Source organism: Pseudomonas sp. (assembly GCF_030147005.1).
Lineage (GTDB): Bacteria > Pseudomonadota > Gammaproteobacteria > Pseudomonadales > Pseudomonadaceae > Aquipseudomonas.
In genome coordinates this window covers 15340-31926 of sequence record NZ_JASLAW010000203.1, presented here as the reverse complement: position 1 = coordinate 31926, position 16587 = coordinate 15340, and the positions used below count along the sequence as shown (strand labels likewise).

At 61.0% G+C, this 16587-nt stretch carries 18 protein-coding genes; 11 read left to right on the top strand and 7 right to left on the bottom strand.

Annotated features, from left to right (window positions below; translation table 11 throughout):
* The first annotated feature begins 34 nt into the window (after positions 1-34).
* On the top strand, positions 35-442 hold the full coding sequence (locus Q1V60_RS19140; RefSeq protein WP_300633479.1) for an SMI1/KNR4 family protein: 408 nt from the start codon (positions 35-37) through the stop codon (positions 440-442).
* A 66-nt stretch (positions 443-508) separates the two neighbouring features.
* Here the strand turns inward: Q1V60_RS19140 and Q1V60_RS19135 are convergent, their stop codons facing one another.
* A complete protein-coding gene (locus Q1V60_RS19135; protein ID WP_300633476.1) occupies positions 509-2272 on the bottom strand; it encodes a cation:proton antiporter in 1764 nt (587 codons plus the stop codon).
* Between the two features lie 277 nt (positions 2273-2549).
* On the opposite strand from Q1V60_RS19135, the gene Q1V60_RS19130 reads away from it, so the two are divergent.
* The gene (locus Q1V60_RS19130; RefSeq protein ID WP_053258732.1) at positions 2550-3035 is read left to right on the top strand and encodes an acyl-CoA thioesterase; all 486 of its coding nucleotides are present in this window, start codon (positions 2550-2552) and stop codon (positions 3033-3035) included.
* 114 nt (positions 3036-3149) lie between these two features.
* On the opposite strand, the gene pdxY is transcribed toward Q1V60_RS19130, so the two are convergent.
* A complete protein-coding gene (gene pdxY, locus Q1V60_RS19125) occupies positions 3150-4022 on the bottom strand; it encodes a pyridoxal kinase PdxY (RefSeq protein WP_300633472.1) in 873 nt (290 codons plus the stop codon).
* 117 nt (positions 4023-4139) lie between these two features.
* On the opposite strand from pdxY, the gene Q1V60_RS19120 reads away from it, so the two are divergent.
* Entirely contained in the window at positions 4140-4535 is a 396-nt protein-coding gene (locus Q1V60_RS19120; protein ID WP_300633470.1) for a DUF3301 domain-containing protein, read from the top strand.
* Here Q1V60_RS19120 and Q1V60_RS19115 read toward each other — a convergent pair.
* Genes Q1V60_RS19115 through zigA form a run of 3 tightly spaced genes read right to left on the bottom strand, consistent with a single transcriptional unit; the run spans position 4529 to position 7388 of the window.
* Complete coding sequence (locus Q1V60_RS19115) at positions 4529-5491, bottom strand: CobW family GTP-binding protein (protein WP_300633468.1); 963 nt, start codon at positions 5489-5491, stop codon at positions 4529-4531. The two genes, Q1V60_RS19120 and Q1V60_RS19115, sit on opposite strands and share 7 nt — an antisense overlap.
* A gap of 44 nt (positions 5492-5535) precedes the next feature.
* Entirely contained in the window at positions 5536-6180 is a 645-nt protein-coding gene (locus tag Q1V60_RS19110) for a DUF1826 domain-containing protein (RefSeq protein ID WP_300633466.1), read from the bottom strand.
* The gene (zigA, locus tag Q1V60_RS19105; RefSeq protein ID WP_300633464.1) at positions 6180-7388 is read right to left on the bottom strand and encodes a zinc metallochaperone GTPase ZigA; all 1209 of its coding nucleotides are present in this window, start codon (positions 7386-7388) and stop codon (positions 6180-6182) included. The genes Q1V60_RS19110 and zigA overlap by 1 nt, the downstream gene beginning before the upstream one ends.
* Before the next feature lie 139 nt (positions 7389-7527).
* Here zigA and Q1V60_RS19100 point away from each other — a divergent pair, with 139 nt between their 5' ends.
* Entirely contained in the window at positions 7528-7896 is a 369-nt protein-coding gene (locus tag Q1V60_RS19100; protein ID WP_300633462.1) for a glutamine synthetase, read from the top strand.
* On the opposite strand, the gene Q1V60_RS19095 is transcribed toward Q1V60_RS19100, so the two are convergent.
* Positions 7893-9104, bottom strand: coding sequence for an N-acetylmuramoyl-L-alanine amidase (locus Q1V60_RS19095; RefSeq protein WP_300633460.1), 1212 nt, complete (start codon positions 9102-9104; stop codon positions 7893-7895). The genes Q1V60_RS19100 and Q1V60_RS19095 overlap by 4 nt on opposite strands.
* Before the next feature lie 128 nt (positions 9105-9232).
* On the opposite strand from Q1V60_RS19095, the gene folE2 reads away from it, so the two are divergent.
* Genes folE2 through Q1V60_RS19065 form a run of 6 tightly spaced genes read left to right on the top strand, consistent with a single transcriptional unit; the run spans position 9233 to position 14442 of the window.
* The gene (folE2, locus tag Q1V60_RS19090; protein WP_300633458.1) at positions 9233-10123 is read left to right on the top strand and encodes a GTP cyclohydrolase FolE2; all 891 of its coding nucleotides are present in this window, start codon (positions 9233-9235) and stop codon (positions 10121-10123) included.
* Positions 10120-10788 carry an ATP-binding cassette domain-containing protein gene (locus Q1V60_RS19085; protein ID WP_300633456.1) on the top strand — a complete coding sequence of 223 codons (669 nt, stop codon included), beginning with the start codon at positions 10120-10122 and terminating at the stop codon, positions 10786-10788. Before folE2 ends, Q1V60_RS19085 begins: the two co-directional genes overlap by 4 nt.
* On the top strand, positions 10788-11654 hold the full coding sequence (locus tag Q1V60_RS19080) for a metal ABC transporter permease (RefSeq protein ID WP_300633454.1): 867 nt from the start codon (positions 10788-10790) through the stop codon (positions 11652-11654). The genes Q1V60_RS19085 and Q1V60_RS19080 overlap by 1 nt, the downstream gene beginning before the upstream one ends.
* Positions 11655-11665: 11 nt before the next feature.
* On the top strand, positions 11666-12544 hold the full coding sequence (locus Q1V60_RS19075) for a metal ABC transporter substrate-binding protein (RefSeq protein ID WP_300633452.1): 879 nt from the start codon (positions 11666-11668) through the stop codon (positions 12542-12544).
* Entirely contained in the window at positions 12541-13101 is a 561-nt protein-coding gene (locus Q1V60_RS19070) for a DapH/DapD/GlmU-related protein (RefSeq protein WP_300633450.1), read from the top strand. Before Q1V60_RS19075 ends, Q1V60_RS19070 begins: the two co-directional genes overlap by 4 nt.
* A 3-nt stretch (positions 13102-13104) precedes the next feature.
* A complete protein-coding gene (locus Q1V60_RS19065; protein ID WP_300633448.1) occupies positions 13105-14442 on the top strand; it encodes a dihydroorotase in 1338 nt (445 codons plus the stop codon).
* Here Q1V60_RS19065 and Q1V60_RS19060 read toward each other — a convergent pair.
* On the bottom strand, positions 14439-14960 hold the full coding sequence (locus tag Q1V60_RS19060) for a DUF3617 domain-containing protein (RefSeq protein ID WP_300633446.1): 522 nt from the start codon (positions 14958-14960) through the stop codon (positions 14439-14441). The two genes, Q1V60_RS19065 and Q1V60_RS19060, sit on opposite strands and share 4 nt — an antisense overlap.
* 130 nt (positions 14961-15090) lie before the next feature.
* On the opposite strand from Q1V60_RS19060, the gene cls reads away from it, so the two are divergent.
* Positions 15091-16530: a cardiolipin synthase gene (gene cls, locus Q1V60_RS19055; RefSeq protein WP_300633444.1), complete on the top strand. Its 1440-nt coding sequence runs from the start codon at positions 15091-15093 to the stop codon at positions 16528-16530.
* Positions 16531-16587 lie beyond the last annotated feature (57 nt).

The window sequence follows — 16587 nt, the reverse complement described above, 5'->3', positions numbered from 1 at the left end:
TATAAACGCGCCATCTAGCAAGAGGATCCCGGCCGTGGAAGAAGTCATCGAACAACTGCGTGAAGCCAACGAACCGGTTCCGGTTCCTTTGGAGCTGCCTGACGAAGACCAACTGGTGGAAATTGAAGAAGAGCTGTTCATCAATATCCCATTCGTCTTCAAGGAATTTTTGCTGACCGTCAGCGATGTGGTCTATGGCAGCCTTGAGCCGGTAACAGTGACCGACCCAGGTTCACACACTTACCTGCCGGATGTGGCCTCGACCGCTTGGGACGTGGGCTTACCGCGTGAGTTGATCCCGATCTGCCAGGACGGCGACGACTACTACTGTGTCGAAGAAGACGGCACCGTGGTGCTGTGGTCCGGCGAAGAAGAACTGGTCACCGAAGAAACTTGGGAATCAGTGTGGCACTGGGCACGGGACGTCTGGCTGGAAAGCTGAGCCCAGACCTGTGGCGAGGGAGCTTGCTCCCGCTGGGCTGCGAAGCAGCCCCCCTTAATATCTCCTCTAATGCTCCGGCGTATCCTTGTGGTTATCCAGCGTCTCCAGCAAGGCAACCTGCATGCGCGTATGCACACGGATGAACCAGCGCCAGAGCACCGCCGCCACCGCGGCCGTGACCACCGCGATCAGCACCAGCAACTTGTTGGTCGGCAGAATACTGGCCGACAAGGCTGCCAATAGCAGGAAGATCACCAACAGCGACAAAATGGGGATCAGCTCTGCGATCACCCGTCGTACACGCTGGGTATGCCGTCCCGCCATTTCCGGCTTCACGCTCATCTCCGCCAGCAGCATCGATAACGCCTTGAGCTTGCGATACGCCGCAATCAGGAACGGCAGCGACAACAGCAATGCCCCGCCCCAGATCAACGCTTTCTGCCAGCTTTGATCGCTGATCCAGCCTTCCAGATACCCTCCGATGCGCGCCGCGAAAAAGCTGCCGGCGAAAAAGATCGCGATCACCAGCGCCAGGTTCACCCCCACTTGCAGAACGATCTTACGGATCATCGACGCCAGCATGGCGCCTTCGCCTTGAGGCTGAATACTGCGCAGCCACTCGCCATACATCCCGAAGACCCGGCTCATGCGCTGGGGCATCACGGCGGCTATTTTCAATGACAGCGGGTCGGCGCCACGGATCAGGTAGGGGGTGAGCAATGTCGTTATCGCCGAAACCGCCACCGCCACCGGATACAGAAAATCGCTGGTGACCTGCAGGGTCATCCCCAGCGCCGCGATGATGAAGGAGAATTCGCCAATCTGTGACAGCCCCATGCCCACCCTTAGCGAGGTGCGGCCATCGTTGCCGGCGATAAACGCACCCAGCCCGCAAGACAACATTTTGCCCAGCACCACGGCCACGGTGATGACCGCAATCGGCCAGGCGTACTGCAGCAGAATTTGCGGGTCGATCATCAAACCGATGGCGACAAAGAAAATCGCGCTGAACATGTCGCGAACCGGTTCGATCAGGCGCTCGATTTTGATCAGTTGGCGTGATTCGGCCATGATCGCGCCGATCAGGAAGGCACCCAGCACCATGCTGTATTCGAGTTTGACCACCAGCAGGCAGAAGCCGAAGCACAGTCCCAATACGGTGATCAGCAGCATCTCGTTGCTTTCGAACTTGGCGACGTAAGCCAGCAGGCGCGGCACCAGCAAAATGCCAATCACCAGCGCAACAATCATGAACAGCGACAGCTTGCCCACGGTGGAAAACACCTCGCCGGAGCTGACCGTGCCACTGACCGCGATGCTCGACAGTAAGGCAATGATGCCGATCCCCAGGATGTCCTCGACAATCAGCACGCCGAATATCAGCTGGGCGAAGCGCTGGTTCTTCATCTTCAGGTCATTGAGGGCCTTGACGATGATGGTGGTCGAGGAGATCGCCAGGATCGCGCCGAGAAACAACGAGTCCATGGTGTTCCAGTCGAACCATTGGCCGATTTCGTAGCCGATCCAGATCATCAGGACGATTTCCAGGAACGCCGCGATAAACGCCGTGGCGCCCACCTTGAACAGCTTGCGCAGGCTGAACTCCAGGCCCAGGCAGAACATCAGGAAGATCACCCCAAGTTCAGCCAGGGTCTTGATCGTGTCTTCATCGTGAATCAGACCGAACGGCGGCGTGTGTGGGCCAATAATGAAGCCGGCGACGATGTAGCCCAGCACCACGGGCTGCTTGAGGCGATGAAACAGAATGGTGACAACCCCCGCCACCAACATGATCACGGCCAAGTCCTGGATAAAGCTGACGGCGTGCATGGCGTGGGGCTCCTTGAAATTGCTGGCGGTTTTCTCACGTCCTGCGTGCGCAGCCGCTGAAAGAAAAGTCTGCCGTGACCGTAAGAAATGCCCATAGAGGCGCGTCTGAAGGTTAACACCGCGACTTCGGCCGGAAAGCCGATGCAATATATGGAAACAGATCGGCCCGGGCGTGACGGCAAGCCTCCCACCGGCGTCCCGTTAGGGATGGCTGCAAAGATCCCAGCACCCGCAGAGGTGCCCTACCCAACCAATGCCTACAACCCGTGAGTGTGCTATGGAACCCGGAAACGCCCAGCTGTCGATGACGGTATTGATGACCCCTGACATGGCCAATTTTTCAGGCAATGTCCACGGCGGCACCCTGCTCAAGTACCTCGACGAAGTGGCGTACGCGTGCGCCAGCCGTTATGCCGGCCGTTATGTGGTAACCCTGTCGGTGGACCAGGTGATTTTCCGCGAGCCGATCCATGTCGGCGAACTGGTGACCTTTCTCGCGTCGGTCAACTACACCGGCAACACGTCGATGGAAGTGGGCATCAAGGTGGTGACCGAAAACATCCGTGAACGCTCGGTGCGTCATACCAACAGTTGCTTCTTCACCATGGTGGCGGTGGATGACCAGCGCAAACCGGCTGCCGTGCCGCCCTTGCAGCCGCAGAACAGCGAAGACAAGCGTCGCTTCGTGCAGGCCCAGCAACGTCGCCAGATTCGCCAGGAGCTGGAGAAGCGTTACCAGGAAATCAAGGCCGACGCGCCGTAACCCAATCAACATGTGGGAGCGGGCTTGCTCGCGAATACGGTCTGTCAGTCACGCATGTATTGACTGACCCACTGCATTCGCGAGCAAGCCCGCTCCCACAGTGGTTCGGTGTGATTACAGGCTGATCGGCATAGCCTCGAAGCGTACGCGGGGATGGGCAATACGATCCTGCGCCCGCACCAGTTCCAGTTCATAACTGGCGCAGGCCTGGGTCTCCAGCAGCACCTCATGCACCGCCGCCGCAGTGAACTCAAATGCCGCCACCAGGCTATCGCCCAATAGCACCCGCGCCAGGAACAACCCCGACGTCAGGTCACCCACACCCACCGGCTGGCGCGGGAAGGCCAGCAGCGGCCGACGCAAGTGCCAACTGCCATCGGCCGTTACCAGCAACATCTCGAAGCCGTCCGGCAGCTTGCCCGGATAATCCAGATGTTTGACCAGCACCGCCTTGGGCCCGCGCGCCAGTAAGGCCTTGGCCATCGCCAGGCAATCGAGCAGCGATTGCGGCTTGCGCCCGGCAAAGCTGTCCAGCTCCAGCTGGTTAGGGCACAGAAAATCCGCCACGGCCGCGGCCTCGTTCAGCAGGAAATCACTGACTTGCTGCGGCACGATGCAGCCCTTTTCCGGATGGCCCATCACGGGGTCGCACAGGTACACGGCCTTGGGATTGAGCGCCTTGATGCGCGCCACGCCAGTCAGAATTGCGCGCCCCTGATCCGCACTGCCGAGGTAGCCGGACAGCACCGCATCGCAGTTACCCAGCTCGCCGATCGCCGCTATACCTTCCACCAGAGCAGGAATTTGCTGTGGCGCCAGCACTTCGCCCGCCCATTGGCCATACTGTGTGTGGTTGGAGAACTGCACCGTGTTGAGCGGCCACACGTTTACCCCGACCCGCTGCATAGGGAACACGGCGGCGCTGTTTCCGGCGTGGCCAAAGACCACATGAGACTGGATCGCAAGCAGATGGGGTGTACGTTTCATGCAGGAGATTTCCATAAAGCCGTTGAAATTCTGGCCGCGCAGTATGCGACTAAACGCAGCCTGTACGACAGACCGGCGACACAGTTAAGCTGCGCTCACTTTGTTGGAGTTCATGGAATGCTGACCCTGGGAAACATGTTCGTGTTGATGCTGCTGGCGACGGGGGCCGCTTGGGTTTGGCACAACCATGGCCTGCGCGAGCGGGCGCTGGAGCGGGTCAAGCAGCACTGCGCCAAACTCGATATCGAACTGCTCGACGGTGCGGTGGCGCTCAAACGCATCGGTTGGGTGAAGGATGCCAAGGGTCGGCGACGTTTGGCCCGCGTCTATAATTTCGAGTTCACCGTAACGGGCGAGGCTCGTCACAGCGGGTCCATCACCCAATTTGGCGCCCACAGCGCGCAGATTGAATTGGCGCCCTACCCGTTCGAAGCCAAGGAGCCGCTGCCCAGCGCCGAGGTCATCGAACTGAGCCAGTGGCGCCAGGACCACGCGACCAAGAACCGTCAGTAACGGCAGTCAGCCAAAGCGACCTGCAATGCCGCCACGTCCTGTGGTGCGCTGAAAATCAATTCGATACGCGAATCGCGGCGCCACTCGCTCGGCTGCCAAGCCGGCAGGCCGTTATCCACAGCATTGGCGGATACCCAGGCTTCACGGCTGTGGATAACCAATTTGGCGCGCCGCCATTCCACCTGTGTCAGCCATTGACTCAAGCGTTCCAGGTCGAACTGCTGGCTCGGGTGCCAGCGCCAGCCGATGCTCCAGCCGCCCTCCTGGGCCTGGCTCAGGCAGATCGGTAATGCGGGGTCGCTCCAGACCGCCTGCATAGGTGCCACACCTTCGGGCACCACGAAGTTACCCACAACCCCGCCAGCTTTTGTCTTCAAGCCAGGCAACCGCTCAATGGGCAACTGAGCCTGACGCGTCCAATAAAGCGCATTGCCAGGTAACTGCCGCTCAATAGCCTGGCGCTGGGCCGCATCCAGCATCTCCCCCTTGTTCAACACGAGCAGGCCGGCACTGGCCAGCGCTTCCTGCTGCGCTTGCGGCAGGGGTTTGCCGGCCGCCAGGGCCTGAGCGTCCAGCACCAGCACGCAAGGCTGAACCGCCAGCACGTTCTGCCAGGGCGCCTGGCCCAGTTGTTTGAGCAACTGCGCCGGATGGCCCAGGCCCGACGGCTCGATAAACAACCGATCCGGCCTGGCCTTACGCAACAACCGGCCAAGGCCTACCTGGAATGGCGCGCCATTCACGCAACACAGGCAGCCACCCGCCACTTCGCCCAAGGCAACCCCATCGTCATCTTGAGTGAGCAAGGCAGCATCCAGGCCGATCTGCCCGAACTCGTTGATCAGCACCGCCCAGCGCTCGTTGGCCGGGCGTTGGGTAAGCAGGTGTTTGATCAGGCTGGTCTTGCCGGCGCCCAACGGCCCGGCAATCACGTGGGTGGGAATGTCCTGCAGCATGAGTGGCATCATTCAGACCGTGTAGAGCGCTTGATCCTACGCGTTTATGCGAGCCAATCCAGTGTGAGGATCAAGCGACGCTCATTCGCCTTCAGCGCAGGCGAACGGTGAATGAGGCCGTGGTTTTCGTTGCCGTGCCATTTTGTGCCCTTTAGCAGGGCCACCTCACCGCAGCGGATTTGCTCGATGCGCTCGGTAGGTTCTGCGTCAGGCCGGCTCAACCGGCGGCGGTCCATGACGCCTTCGCGCAACCACTGGCTGCCGACGCCAGCGTAGGTGGTGATCAGCCGCACCGGCACATGGTCGACATGAAAACGCGGGCACATGGCCTTGTCCAGCAGGCGCAAACGCACACCGATGCGCCGGGCGCCAAGCAGGCAGGCGAATGCGCTGATCAGCCAGGAGACATCGGCGATAAAGCCGTCATAGCCTTCAAGATCACGGCAACTGGACGCCAGGCCCTGCAAGTTCGGCACGCTGTCTTCGCTGTCCAATTCGATGACCAATGCTTCGGCCAGCGGCTCATTGAGCGATACCAGCAACGCACCGAACTCGGCGATATGCAGGGGCAGTTGGCGCTGCCACAGCGCCAGGTTCACGCCGTCTTCCAGAATATCGGACAGCGCCAGCGGGGTTTCGCCGCGGGTCTGGCGGATCACGGGGCGCAGGGGAATGACCGGGGCCAACATCAGGCGGCTACCTCCTCATACCAAGGGCCAAAGGGGTCGGCCAACTGGCGCCAGCCTTCGACGCCCAGGGCCATTTCTTCGTCGGTGAGCAAGCACAGGGCCAGTTCGGCGCGCATCTGCGCGAAGTCGATGTTCTGCCCGATAAACACCAACTCCTGACGGCAATCCCCGGTGCTCGGTTGCCAGTTACCCATGATCGCCGCAACACTTTCTTCGTCTTGCGGCCATTGGCTTTTCGGCACGAAGCGCCACCAGCGCCCGGCAAAACCATGGCGCATCAAACCACCGGCCTGGGACCAACTACCGGCGTCCTCGTGTTTGCTGGCCAGCCAGAAGAAGCCTTTGGAGCGCAATAGCTTGCCATTAACCCAAGGGCGGTCGATGAAGTCGAAAAACCGCCGAGGGTGGAAGGGCCGACGCGCACGGTAAGCGGTGGAGGCAATGCCGTACTCTTCGGTTTCCGGCACGTGCTCGCCGCGCAATTCCTGCAACCAGCCCGGGGCCTGGGCGGCCCGTTCGAAATCAAAGCGGCCGGTGTTGAGGATCTTGTTCAGCGGCACTTGGCCCATGACCATCGGAATGATTTGCGCCTGGGCGTTGAGGTGCTCAAGAATTGCGATCAATTCTTCGCGCTCGCGACTGCTGATCAGGTCGATCTTGCTGATCAGTATCACGTCGGCGAATTCGATCTGTTCGATCAACAGGTCGGTGATCGAGCGCTCATCCTCTTCGCCCAAGGTTTCCCCACGGGAGGCCAGGCTTTCTGCGGCCTGGTAGTCGAGCAGGAAATTCATGCCGTCGACCACAGTGACCATGGTGTCCAGGCGCGCGACATCCGCCAGGCTTTGCTCGTTTTCATCGCGGAAGGTGAAGGTTTCGGCTACCGGCAAGGGTTCGGAGATACCGGTGGATTCGATCAGCAGGTAGTCGAACCGACCTTCCTTGGCGAGCTTGCCGACCTCTTCGAGCAAGTCTTCACGCAAGGTGCAGCAGATGCAGCCGTTGCTCATCTCCACCAGCTTTTCTTCGGCGCGGTTGAGGGTGACGTCGCGCTGGACTTCGCTGCCGTCGATGTTGATTTCGCTCATGTCGTTGACGATCACCGCCACGCGCAGGTTTTCGCGGTTGCGCAGCACGTAGTTGAGCAGCGTGCTTTTACCGGCGCCGAGAAAGCCGGACAACACAGTAACGGGTAGACGGTTGGGCATCAGGTCGCTCTCATCAGACTGCCCGGTCAGGCCAGGCTTTGTTTTATGTTATAGTATAACAATACAAACAAGCCAACCTTCCTTGCTCTGCGTGACGAAGGGCGCGAAGCTTGATCACCTTCCCACCCCGAGAAACCTGATGAAACGCCTCTGGTACATCCTGCTATTGGCAGCGGCAGGACCTGCCTGTGCTCAAACCCCAAGCCCGTTGGCCCACTGCACGCGCAGCGCCAACCTGTTGGCCTGTATGGACCCGCTGGGCAATGCCTACAGCGTGGCGACCGTTGGCGGCACCACGTATTTGCGCGGGTTCGAAGTGATCGGCAAGCGCTATTGGGCACAAACCAACAGCCGCTATGGGCAGCTGACGTTCTTTACCGGGTTGGCATCGGACGGTGAGGCGTGGGTCGGCTACACGCGACGCGTGGGCTGGACCACCCTCAACCGGTTCTCCAGTTCAGGCGGAGCCAGCGCCACGTTCACCTGCAGCCGAATGACCGGCTGTTAGACCTGGCCTTTCTTCTGCTCCTGCACCCACGCCATATAGCTGTTCATCGGCGGGTTCTTCTCGAAGTATTTTTTCAGTCCGTCGAAGAGGCCATCCGCAACGGCCTGTTGATGGCGCACGGTCACCAGCCGCTGGGCGTCCTGGGTGTTGGAGATAAATCCGGTCTCGACCAGGATCGACGGCACATCCGGTGATTTGAGCACCGCGAACCCGGCCTGCTCCACACGCTTCTGGTGCAGGCTGGTGATGTTTTGCAGGCTGCCCAACACCGAGCTGCCCAGTTGCAGGCTGGAGGCGATGGTGGCATTCATCGACATGTCGAGAATCACGCCCGCGAGCATCGGGTCCTTGTCTTTCAAGTTGAGCAACGTCGTGGCGCCGAGCAGATCCGCACCGTTTTCGCGCTGGGCCATGAAGCGCGCGGTCGCGGAGGTGGCGCCCCCTTCGGACAACGCATACACCGAGGCACCCGATGCAGTGAGCCGTGGTGCGGCGTCGGCATGCACCGAGATGAACATATCGGCTTTGTGCTGGCGGGCGATGTCCACGCGCTTGCGTAAAGGCACGAAGAAATCATCGTTGCGCACCAGCTTCACGTCGAAACCCTTTTCGCGTTTCAAACGTTTGGCCAGCAACTGAGCAATCGACAGCACCACATCTTTTTCCCGCTGGCCCTTTGAGCCGATGGCGCCGGGGTCCTTGCCGCCGTGGCCAGGGTCGACCACCACGATGATGTCTCGCCTGGGGTGTGCCTTGTCCACCGGAGCGATCAAGGGCGCAGGCTCAGCGGCGATTTGTCGAGGCGCCTGTGTGGCGCGGGTCAGGTCGAGTACCAAGCGATGACCCTGACCCTCCTGGGGCGGCAACAGGAAGCTGTTGAGCTGCATAGGCGCTGCCAGGTCCAGCACGATGCGAGTGTCGTTTTTGCCGAAATGCCCGGAGCGGATCGAGGTAATCCCGCTGTTCTTAAGCACCAACTGGGAGAAGTCACCACTGAGCCCGGCGCCGCTCAGGTCGATGATCAAGCGCTCCGGGGCGACCAGTGAAAAAGTCTTGTATTGCACCGGGCCGCTGAGGTCGAACACTAGCCTGAGCTTATCGTCCGAACGCCACAAGCGCGCATTGCGGATCTGCGTGGCGTAAGCCCCCAGCGGCAAGGCGAACAGGGGGCTGACCAGCAGCAGGTTGAGGAGCTGACGTCTGTGCATGACCTATACCGCGAATAAGGGAGCGTCCCTGCTCGACGTGACTGAAGAAAGGCTGGAGCAGAAAATTCATCGTCGAAACTATTGTTATACTATAACATGTCGAATTATTTCCAACGATGGACCTGCTCATGAATGCGCTGACTCTGCCGGACATCGCCGCGCAGGCTTCACGCCAGGCCTTGCCACTCGACTGGGTGGGCATGTGCGGCATTGCCTTGCCTGTTCTGCTCGATGGCCAACGTCTGCCCGCCACCGCCGATGCGGGTGTGAGCCTGGACGATGGCTCGGCCCGTGGCATTCATATGTCACGCCTGTACCTGGCACTGGAGATGCTCGACCAGCAACCGCTGACGCCTGCACTTCTGCGTAATGTACTGCAGCGCTTTCTCGACACACATGAAGATTTATCTAACAACGCCTACCTGCGCATCCACACTCACTTGCTGTTAAAACGCCCTGCCCTGGTCAGCCCTTTGGACGGATGGAAGCGCTATCCAATCAGCATCGAGGCACGCCTGGAAAACCAGATGTTCCACGTGGAACTAAAAATTGACGTTACTTATTCCTCCACCTGCCCGTGCTCCGCGGCCCTTGCCAGGCAGTTGATTCAGCAGCAATTTCTGGATGATTTCGCCAACACGCCGTTGCAGCATGCAGACGTGTTGACCTGGCTCGGCAGCGCCAACGGGATTGTCGCCACACCCCACAGCCAGCGCAGCACCGCTCAGTTGCACGTGCAGCTGCAAGGCGAACACTTGGCGATCGTTGACTTGATCGACAGTGCCGAAGCAGCCCTCGGCACCGCCGTGCAAACCGCAGTGAAACGTGCAGATGAACAAGCCTTCGCCCTGGCCAATGGGCAGAACCTAATGTTCTGCGAGGACGCCGCCCGCCGCCTTAACCTCGCCTTGAAGCGCTCGGATGCGGTCAAAGCCTTCCACCTCAAAGTGATCCACGCCGAAAGCCTGCACGCTCACGATGCCGTGGCTGAAAGCCGCTGGACGAGACCCAACACATGATTACCTGCAACGCTTTGCGCTGGGGCGCTCCGGGCCAGCCGCTGACCCCCGCCGTGGATTTCACCCTGGAAAAAGGCAGCCTCACCGGGGTCATCGGCCCCAACGGCTGTGGCAAAAGCAGCCTGCTCAAAGTCATCGCCGGCCTGCAAAAGCCGCTGGCGGGCAAAGTCCGCGTCGAGGTACCACGTCGCGGCGGTCTGGCCTTCCTGCCCCAGCAGCAACACCTGGACCGACAGTTCCCCATCAGCCTGCAGGAACTGGTCGCCGCCGGGTTCTGGGGTGCTCGGCTCACGCCACAGCAACGCAGCGAGCGCCTGCACGCCGTACTGGAAGACTGGTGCCTCAGCGGCCTGGAGCAACGCCCTTTGATGGCGCTGTCTGGCGGCCAACTGCAACGCGCCCTGCTCGCCCGCATGAGCCTGAGCGACTCGCCAGTGTTGCTGCTCGACGAACCCCACGCCGCCCTCGACGAAGAGGGCCAGGCGCTGTGCTGGAAACACATTCATGCCTGGCACGACGAAGGCCGCACGCTGATGGTCGTCTGCCACGACCTGGCGTCAGTGCGCCGCCACACCCAGCACGTGCTGCACATCAAGAGCACCGGCTGCGTACTCGGCCTGAGTAAAGAGCTGATCCGCCCGCAACCGCAATTACAGGTGGCCTGATGCATTTTGCCGCTCACCTATGGATGCCTTTTGTCGATTTCGTCTTCATGCGCCGCGCACTGATCGGTGGGCTGGTCCTGGCCTGCAGCACCGCGCCGCTGGGGGTATTTCTGATCCTGCGGCGCATGAGCCTGATTGGCGATGCCGTCGCCCACGGCATTCTCCCCGGCGCCGCCCTGGGCTTCTGGTTCGCCGGGTTGAGCCTGCCCGCGCTGACCATCGGCGGGCTCGGCGCAGGCCTGAGCATGGCCGGGCTGTCAGCCTGGATCACCCGCCGCACCGGCCTGCGTGAAGACGCCAGCCTCGCCGCCATCTACCCCATCTCCCTCGCCGCCGGTGTGTTGATCCTTGGCATCGCCGGAAAGCGTCTGGACCTGCTGCACCTGCTGTTCGGCTCTGCCCTGGCCGTGGATGAAACCACCCTCACCGGCATGCTGTGGGTCACCGGCTTCAGCCTGATTGCCATGGCGCTGATCTACAAACCGCTGCTGCTCGATACCCTCGACCCCCTGTTCCTGCAAACCGTCAGCCGCCTCGGCCCGCTCGCCCACGGGCTGTTTCTGACGCTGGTGGTGCTTAACCTGGTGATCGGTTTCCAGGCCATCGGCGCCTTGATGGTGGTGGGTTTGATGATGCTGCCGGCCATCGCCTCGCGTTTCTGGAGCCGGCGCCTGCCGGTGTTGATCGCTGTATCGGCAGTGCTGGGATGCCTGTCGGTGTGGCTGGGTTTGTTGTTGTCGTTTTACTACTCACTGCCCAGCGGCCCGGCCATCGTGCTGGTGGCGGGCGGCGGGTATTTGCTGTCCGTGGTCTTCGGTCCGGTGCATGGCTTGCTTCGCCGACCGCCCTTGCTTACATCCCAATGAGGTGTTTTCCGATGCGCGCTCTACTCGTGCTGTTCAGCCTGCTGCTGCCGCTCTCGATGGCCCAGGCCGCCGACAAACTTCAAGTAGTCACCAGCTTCAGCATTCTCGATGACATCACTCACCAGATCGGTGGCGACCACATCCAGATCAGCAACATGGTCGGGCCGGACGCCGACGCCCACACCTACGAGCCCTCGCCGGACGACGCCAAGGCGCTGCTCAAGGCCAAGCTCATCATCAAGAACGGCCTCGGCTTCGAGCCCTGGTTGGACCGCCTGGTGGCCAGCACCGAAACCAAAGCCACGGTGGTCACCGCCAGCAAAGGCGTGATTTCCCACACCATGGAAGAGGACGGCGAGACCATCCCCGACCCACACGCCTGGCACAACCTGGCCAACGCCGAGATCTACGTCAACAACATCACCAAAGCGCTGGTCGCTGCCGACCCGGCCAACAAGGCTGATTACTTGCGCAACAGCCAGGCCTACCTGAAAGAAATCTACCGCCTGCTGACCGAGGCCAAAGCCAAGTTCGGCGCACTGCCTGCGGGCAACCGCCGTATCGTCACCTCCCATGACGCCTTCGGTTACCTGGGCCAGGCCTATGGCATCCAGTTCCTCGCGCCTCAAGGCCTGTCCACCGAGCGCGAACCGTCGGCCGCCGAAGTGGCCGCGTTGATCACCCAGATCCGCAAGGACAAGGTCAAGGCCGTGTTTGTGGAGAACATCAAGGATTCACGCCTGCTCAAGCAAATCGCCGACGAAAGCGGCGCGCAGATCGGCGGCACGCTGTACTCCGATGCCCTCGCCGCCGAAGGCCCGGCCAGCACGTTTATCGGGCTGTTCGAATATAACCTCAACACCTTGTGCGCAGCGCTGAGCAAACCATGATCCGCAAAAACCCTTCCGGTGACCTGCCGGTGATTGCCGAGTCGGCTTATGTGGACAAAACCGCGATCATCTGCGGCAAGGTCATCATCGGCGAAAACGTATTTGTCGGCCCTTACGCCGTCATCCGCGCCGACGAAGTCGATGCAGGTGGGGCCATGGACCCGATCACCATCGGGGCCAACTCCAATATTCAGGACGGTGTGGTGATCCACTCCAAATCCGGTGCCGCAGTGACCATCGGCGAGTTCACCTCCATTGCCCACCGTTCCATCGTCCACGGCCCCTGCACCGTCGGCGACCGCGTGTTCATCGGCTTCAACAGCGTGCTGTTCAACTGCGCCGTGGGCGACGGCTGCGTGGTGCGGCACAACTCCGTGGTGGACGGGCGCGACCTGCCGGCGGCCTTCTACGTACCCTCCACCACCCGCATCGGACCGACCACCGACCTGTCGCAATTTCCACCGGTGAGCGTCAGCGCTTCGGAGTTTTCCGAAGATGTGGCACGCACCAATGTCGACCTGGTGCGTGGTTACAAAGCCCTGCAAAACGAGTTCTGAACCATGAGCCGCCTGTTGATTCGCAATGCCCGACTGGTCAATGAAGGCCGGGAATTCGACGCTGATGTGCTGGTTGTCAGTGGCCGTATCGAGAAGATTGCCGGCAGCATCGAAAACCTGAACGAACCGGTGGAGATCGACGCTCAAGGGCAATGGTTGTTGCCAGGGATGATCGACGACCAGGTGCACTTTCGCGAACCCGGCGCGCCGGACAAAGGCAGCCTCTACAGCGAGTCCCGGGCGGCGGTGGCCGGTGGCATCACCAGTTTCATGGATATGCCCAACACCCATCCGGCAACGCTGAGCCTGGCCGCCTTGGCCGATAAAAAACGCCGCGCCGGGTTGCACTCGGTGGCCAACTACGGCTTTCACTTTGGCGTGAGCAACGACAACCTCGACACCGTCGCGGCCCTCGATCCGCGCGAAGTGGCGGGGGTCAAAGTGTTCATGGGCGCCTCCACCGGCAATATGCTGGTGGACGACCCACGGATTCTGGAGCGCCTGTTTGCCCACGTGCCGACGATATTGTTGGCTCACTGCGAACACACACCGAGCATCCAGGCCAACGAGCTGCGCATGCGCGAGCGCTTCGGCGAGCGCATCCCCGCCGTGGCGCATGCGCTGATCCGCGATGGCGAGGCGTGCTATCGCTCGTCATCGTTTGCCGTGGAGTTGGCCAAGCGCCACGGCACGCGCTTGCACGTATTACACCTGACCAGCGCGCGGGAATTGGCCTTGTTCGAAGACAAGCCGTTGTCGGACAAACACATCACGGCCGAAGTCTGCCTGCACCACTTGCTGTTTGACGACCGCGACTATCAGCGCCTCGGCCATCAGATCAAATGCAACCCGGCGATCAAGACCCGTGCCGACCGCGACGCGCTGCGCCTGGCTCTACTGAGTGATCGTCTGGATGTGATTGGCAGTGACCATGCGCCGCATACCTGGGCCCAAAAGCAGCTGGACTATCGCCAGGCACCGGCAGGTTTGCCCTTGGTGCAACATGCGTTACCGGCGTTGCTGGAACTGGTGGCCGACGGGCTGCTGCCGCTGACCACGTTGGTGGCGAAAACCAGTCACCGCGTCGCCGACTTGTTTGCCATTCCAGACCGAGGTTACCTACGCGAGGGGTATTGGGCCGACCTGGTAGTGATCAAGCCCGAGCCCGCAGGCATACCCGTCAGCAGTCAACCGATCCTGGCCCGTTGCGGCTGGACGCCGTTCGCCGAGCGCAGCTTTCGTCACAGCGTGAGTACCACGCTGGTGTCCGGCCACCTGGCGTGGCACAACGGCCAGGTGGTCGACAGCTGCCAGGGCTTGCCCCTGCATTTTTTGCGTTAAGCGCGAGGTTTGACGGTGCCGCAATCGTTACCCAGCCACTGGGCGTGAGTGTCCAGGCTGCCCTTTTGCTGGATGCCGGTGGCATTGAACGTGCCGTTGACGGTGGTGGTGAATTCTTTCTGGCTCTGGAAAGTCGCCACGCCCGTGCCTTGGGCTTTCGGGCAACTGAAACGGAATTTCCACTGGTTGCCGGTCTTGTCGGTCACTTCCTGTTTGCAACCCGATTGCGGATCGGTCAGGGGGATGGAGTCGGAAGCGACCTGGGCCGGCGTCAGGCACACCTGCACGCCTTTACCGGCCATGGTGATGCCCTGTTTTTCGAGCATGGCACGTTGCTCAGGGGTCATCTGTTGCTTGAGCTGACCGAGAATCAGCGACAGGTCCGGCAGGTCCTGGTTATCGACTTTCATATTGCTGCTAGTCAATTCCCACAAGCCCGGCGCCAGCATCTGCGCCTGCGCCGCCACCGGCAGCGCCAAACCAACAACTATGGACAAACAGAGCAGACGAGCATTCATCGGGTAACTCCTGGGCAATTGTGGGCGTTAGACGCCGCAAAGGTGCCAGTGTTGCACGCCAAATAAAATAGCGACATTCACTGTGGAACATGGTCTGTTACGCACTGGACTGCCCGGAGTGATGTCGTTCATGGATTTTTTTGGCCCGCACCTGCTCGCCTACTTCATTGCCACGCTGCATTTTTTCGGAAGCCTCGCCGCGATCCACGCGGTACTGACCGTCAGGACCGCTCAAGGCTCGATTGCCTGGGCGTTGTCGCTGATGTTCATGCCCTATCTCACACTGATTCCCTACCTGATTTTCGGCCGCAGCACGTTCGATGCCTATATCCAGGCGCGTCGCCAGGCCAATCAGGAAATGCGCACGGCAATTGCCGAGTTGAACTGGCGACCCTGGGTCGAGGAAGCCCTGGCCGCGCGCAATTCCAGTGCCTACGCGTCTTTGCGCGCCATGCCCAAATTGGGGCGCATGCCATGCCTGGCCAATAACCAGGTGCAGTTGCTGATCAATGGCGACGCCACCTTCAGCGCCATCTTCGAGGCCATCGGCAACGCAAAAACCGCCGTACTGTTCCAGTTCTTCATCATTCATGACGATGAACTCGGCCGCCAACTGCAGCGGTTGCTCACTGCGAAAGCTGCCGAAGGCGTGGCCATTTACGTGCTCTACGACCGCATCGGCAGCCACGCCCTGCCCCATCGCTACGTGCAATCGCTGCGCGACGCCGGGGTCCACGTCAAGGCATTCGCCACCCGCAGCGGCTGGCTGAACCGCTTCCAGGTCAACTTCCGCAACCACCGCAAAATCGTGGTGGTGGACGGCATCATGGGGTTTGTCGGCGGGCACAATGTGGGCGATGAATACCTCGGCAAAAAACCGCCGTTGTCACCGTGGCGCGATACCCACGTGCAGGTTACCGGCCCGGTGGTGGCGTGCTTGCAGGAGTCGTTCGCCGAGGACTGGTTCTGGGCCGCGCGGGAATTGCCACCCCTGATCCTGCCGGACGCGTATCCGGAAGATGGCGTGCTCTGCCAGTTGCTGGCCAGCGGCCCGGCGGACCCGTATGAAACCTGCTCGCTGTTTTTTGTCGAAGCCATCCACGCCGCGACCGAACGCGTGTGGATCACCAGCCCGTATTTCATCCCCGACGAAGCGGTGTTCGCCGCCCTGCGCCTGGCCGTCCTGCGCGGCGTGGATGTGCGGGTGCTGCTGCCATCGCGACCGGACCACCGCATCGTGTACGCCGCCTCCAGTCTTTACGCCATCGAAGCGGTTCGCGCCGGCGTGCGGGTGTTCCGCTACACGCCCGGATTCCTGCATCAAAAGGTGGTGTTGGTGGACAGCGAAATCAGCGCCATCGGCAGCGCCAATATGGACAACCGGTCGTTCAGGCTGAATTTCGAAGTGATGCTGCTGACGGTTGATGAAACCTTCGCCAAACAGGTGGAGCAGATGCTGCTGGACGACTTCGCCCAAGCCCATGAAGTCAGCCAGGAAGAAAGCGGCGAAACCCGGCGCCTGCAACAGCTGGGCATGCGCGTGGCGCGCTTGATCTCACCGATTCTCTGACAGACAACACAAAACCTGTGGGAGCTGGCTGGCTTGCCGGCTCCCACAGGTTTGATC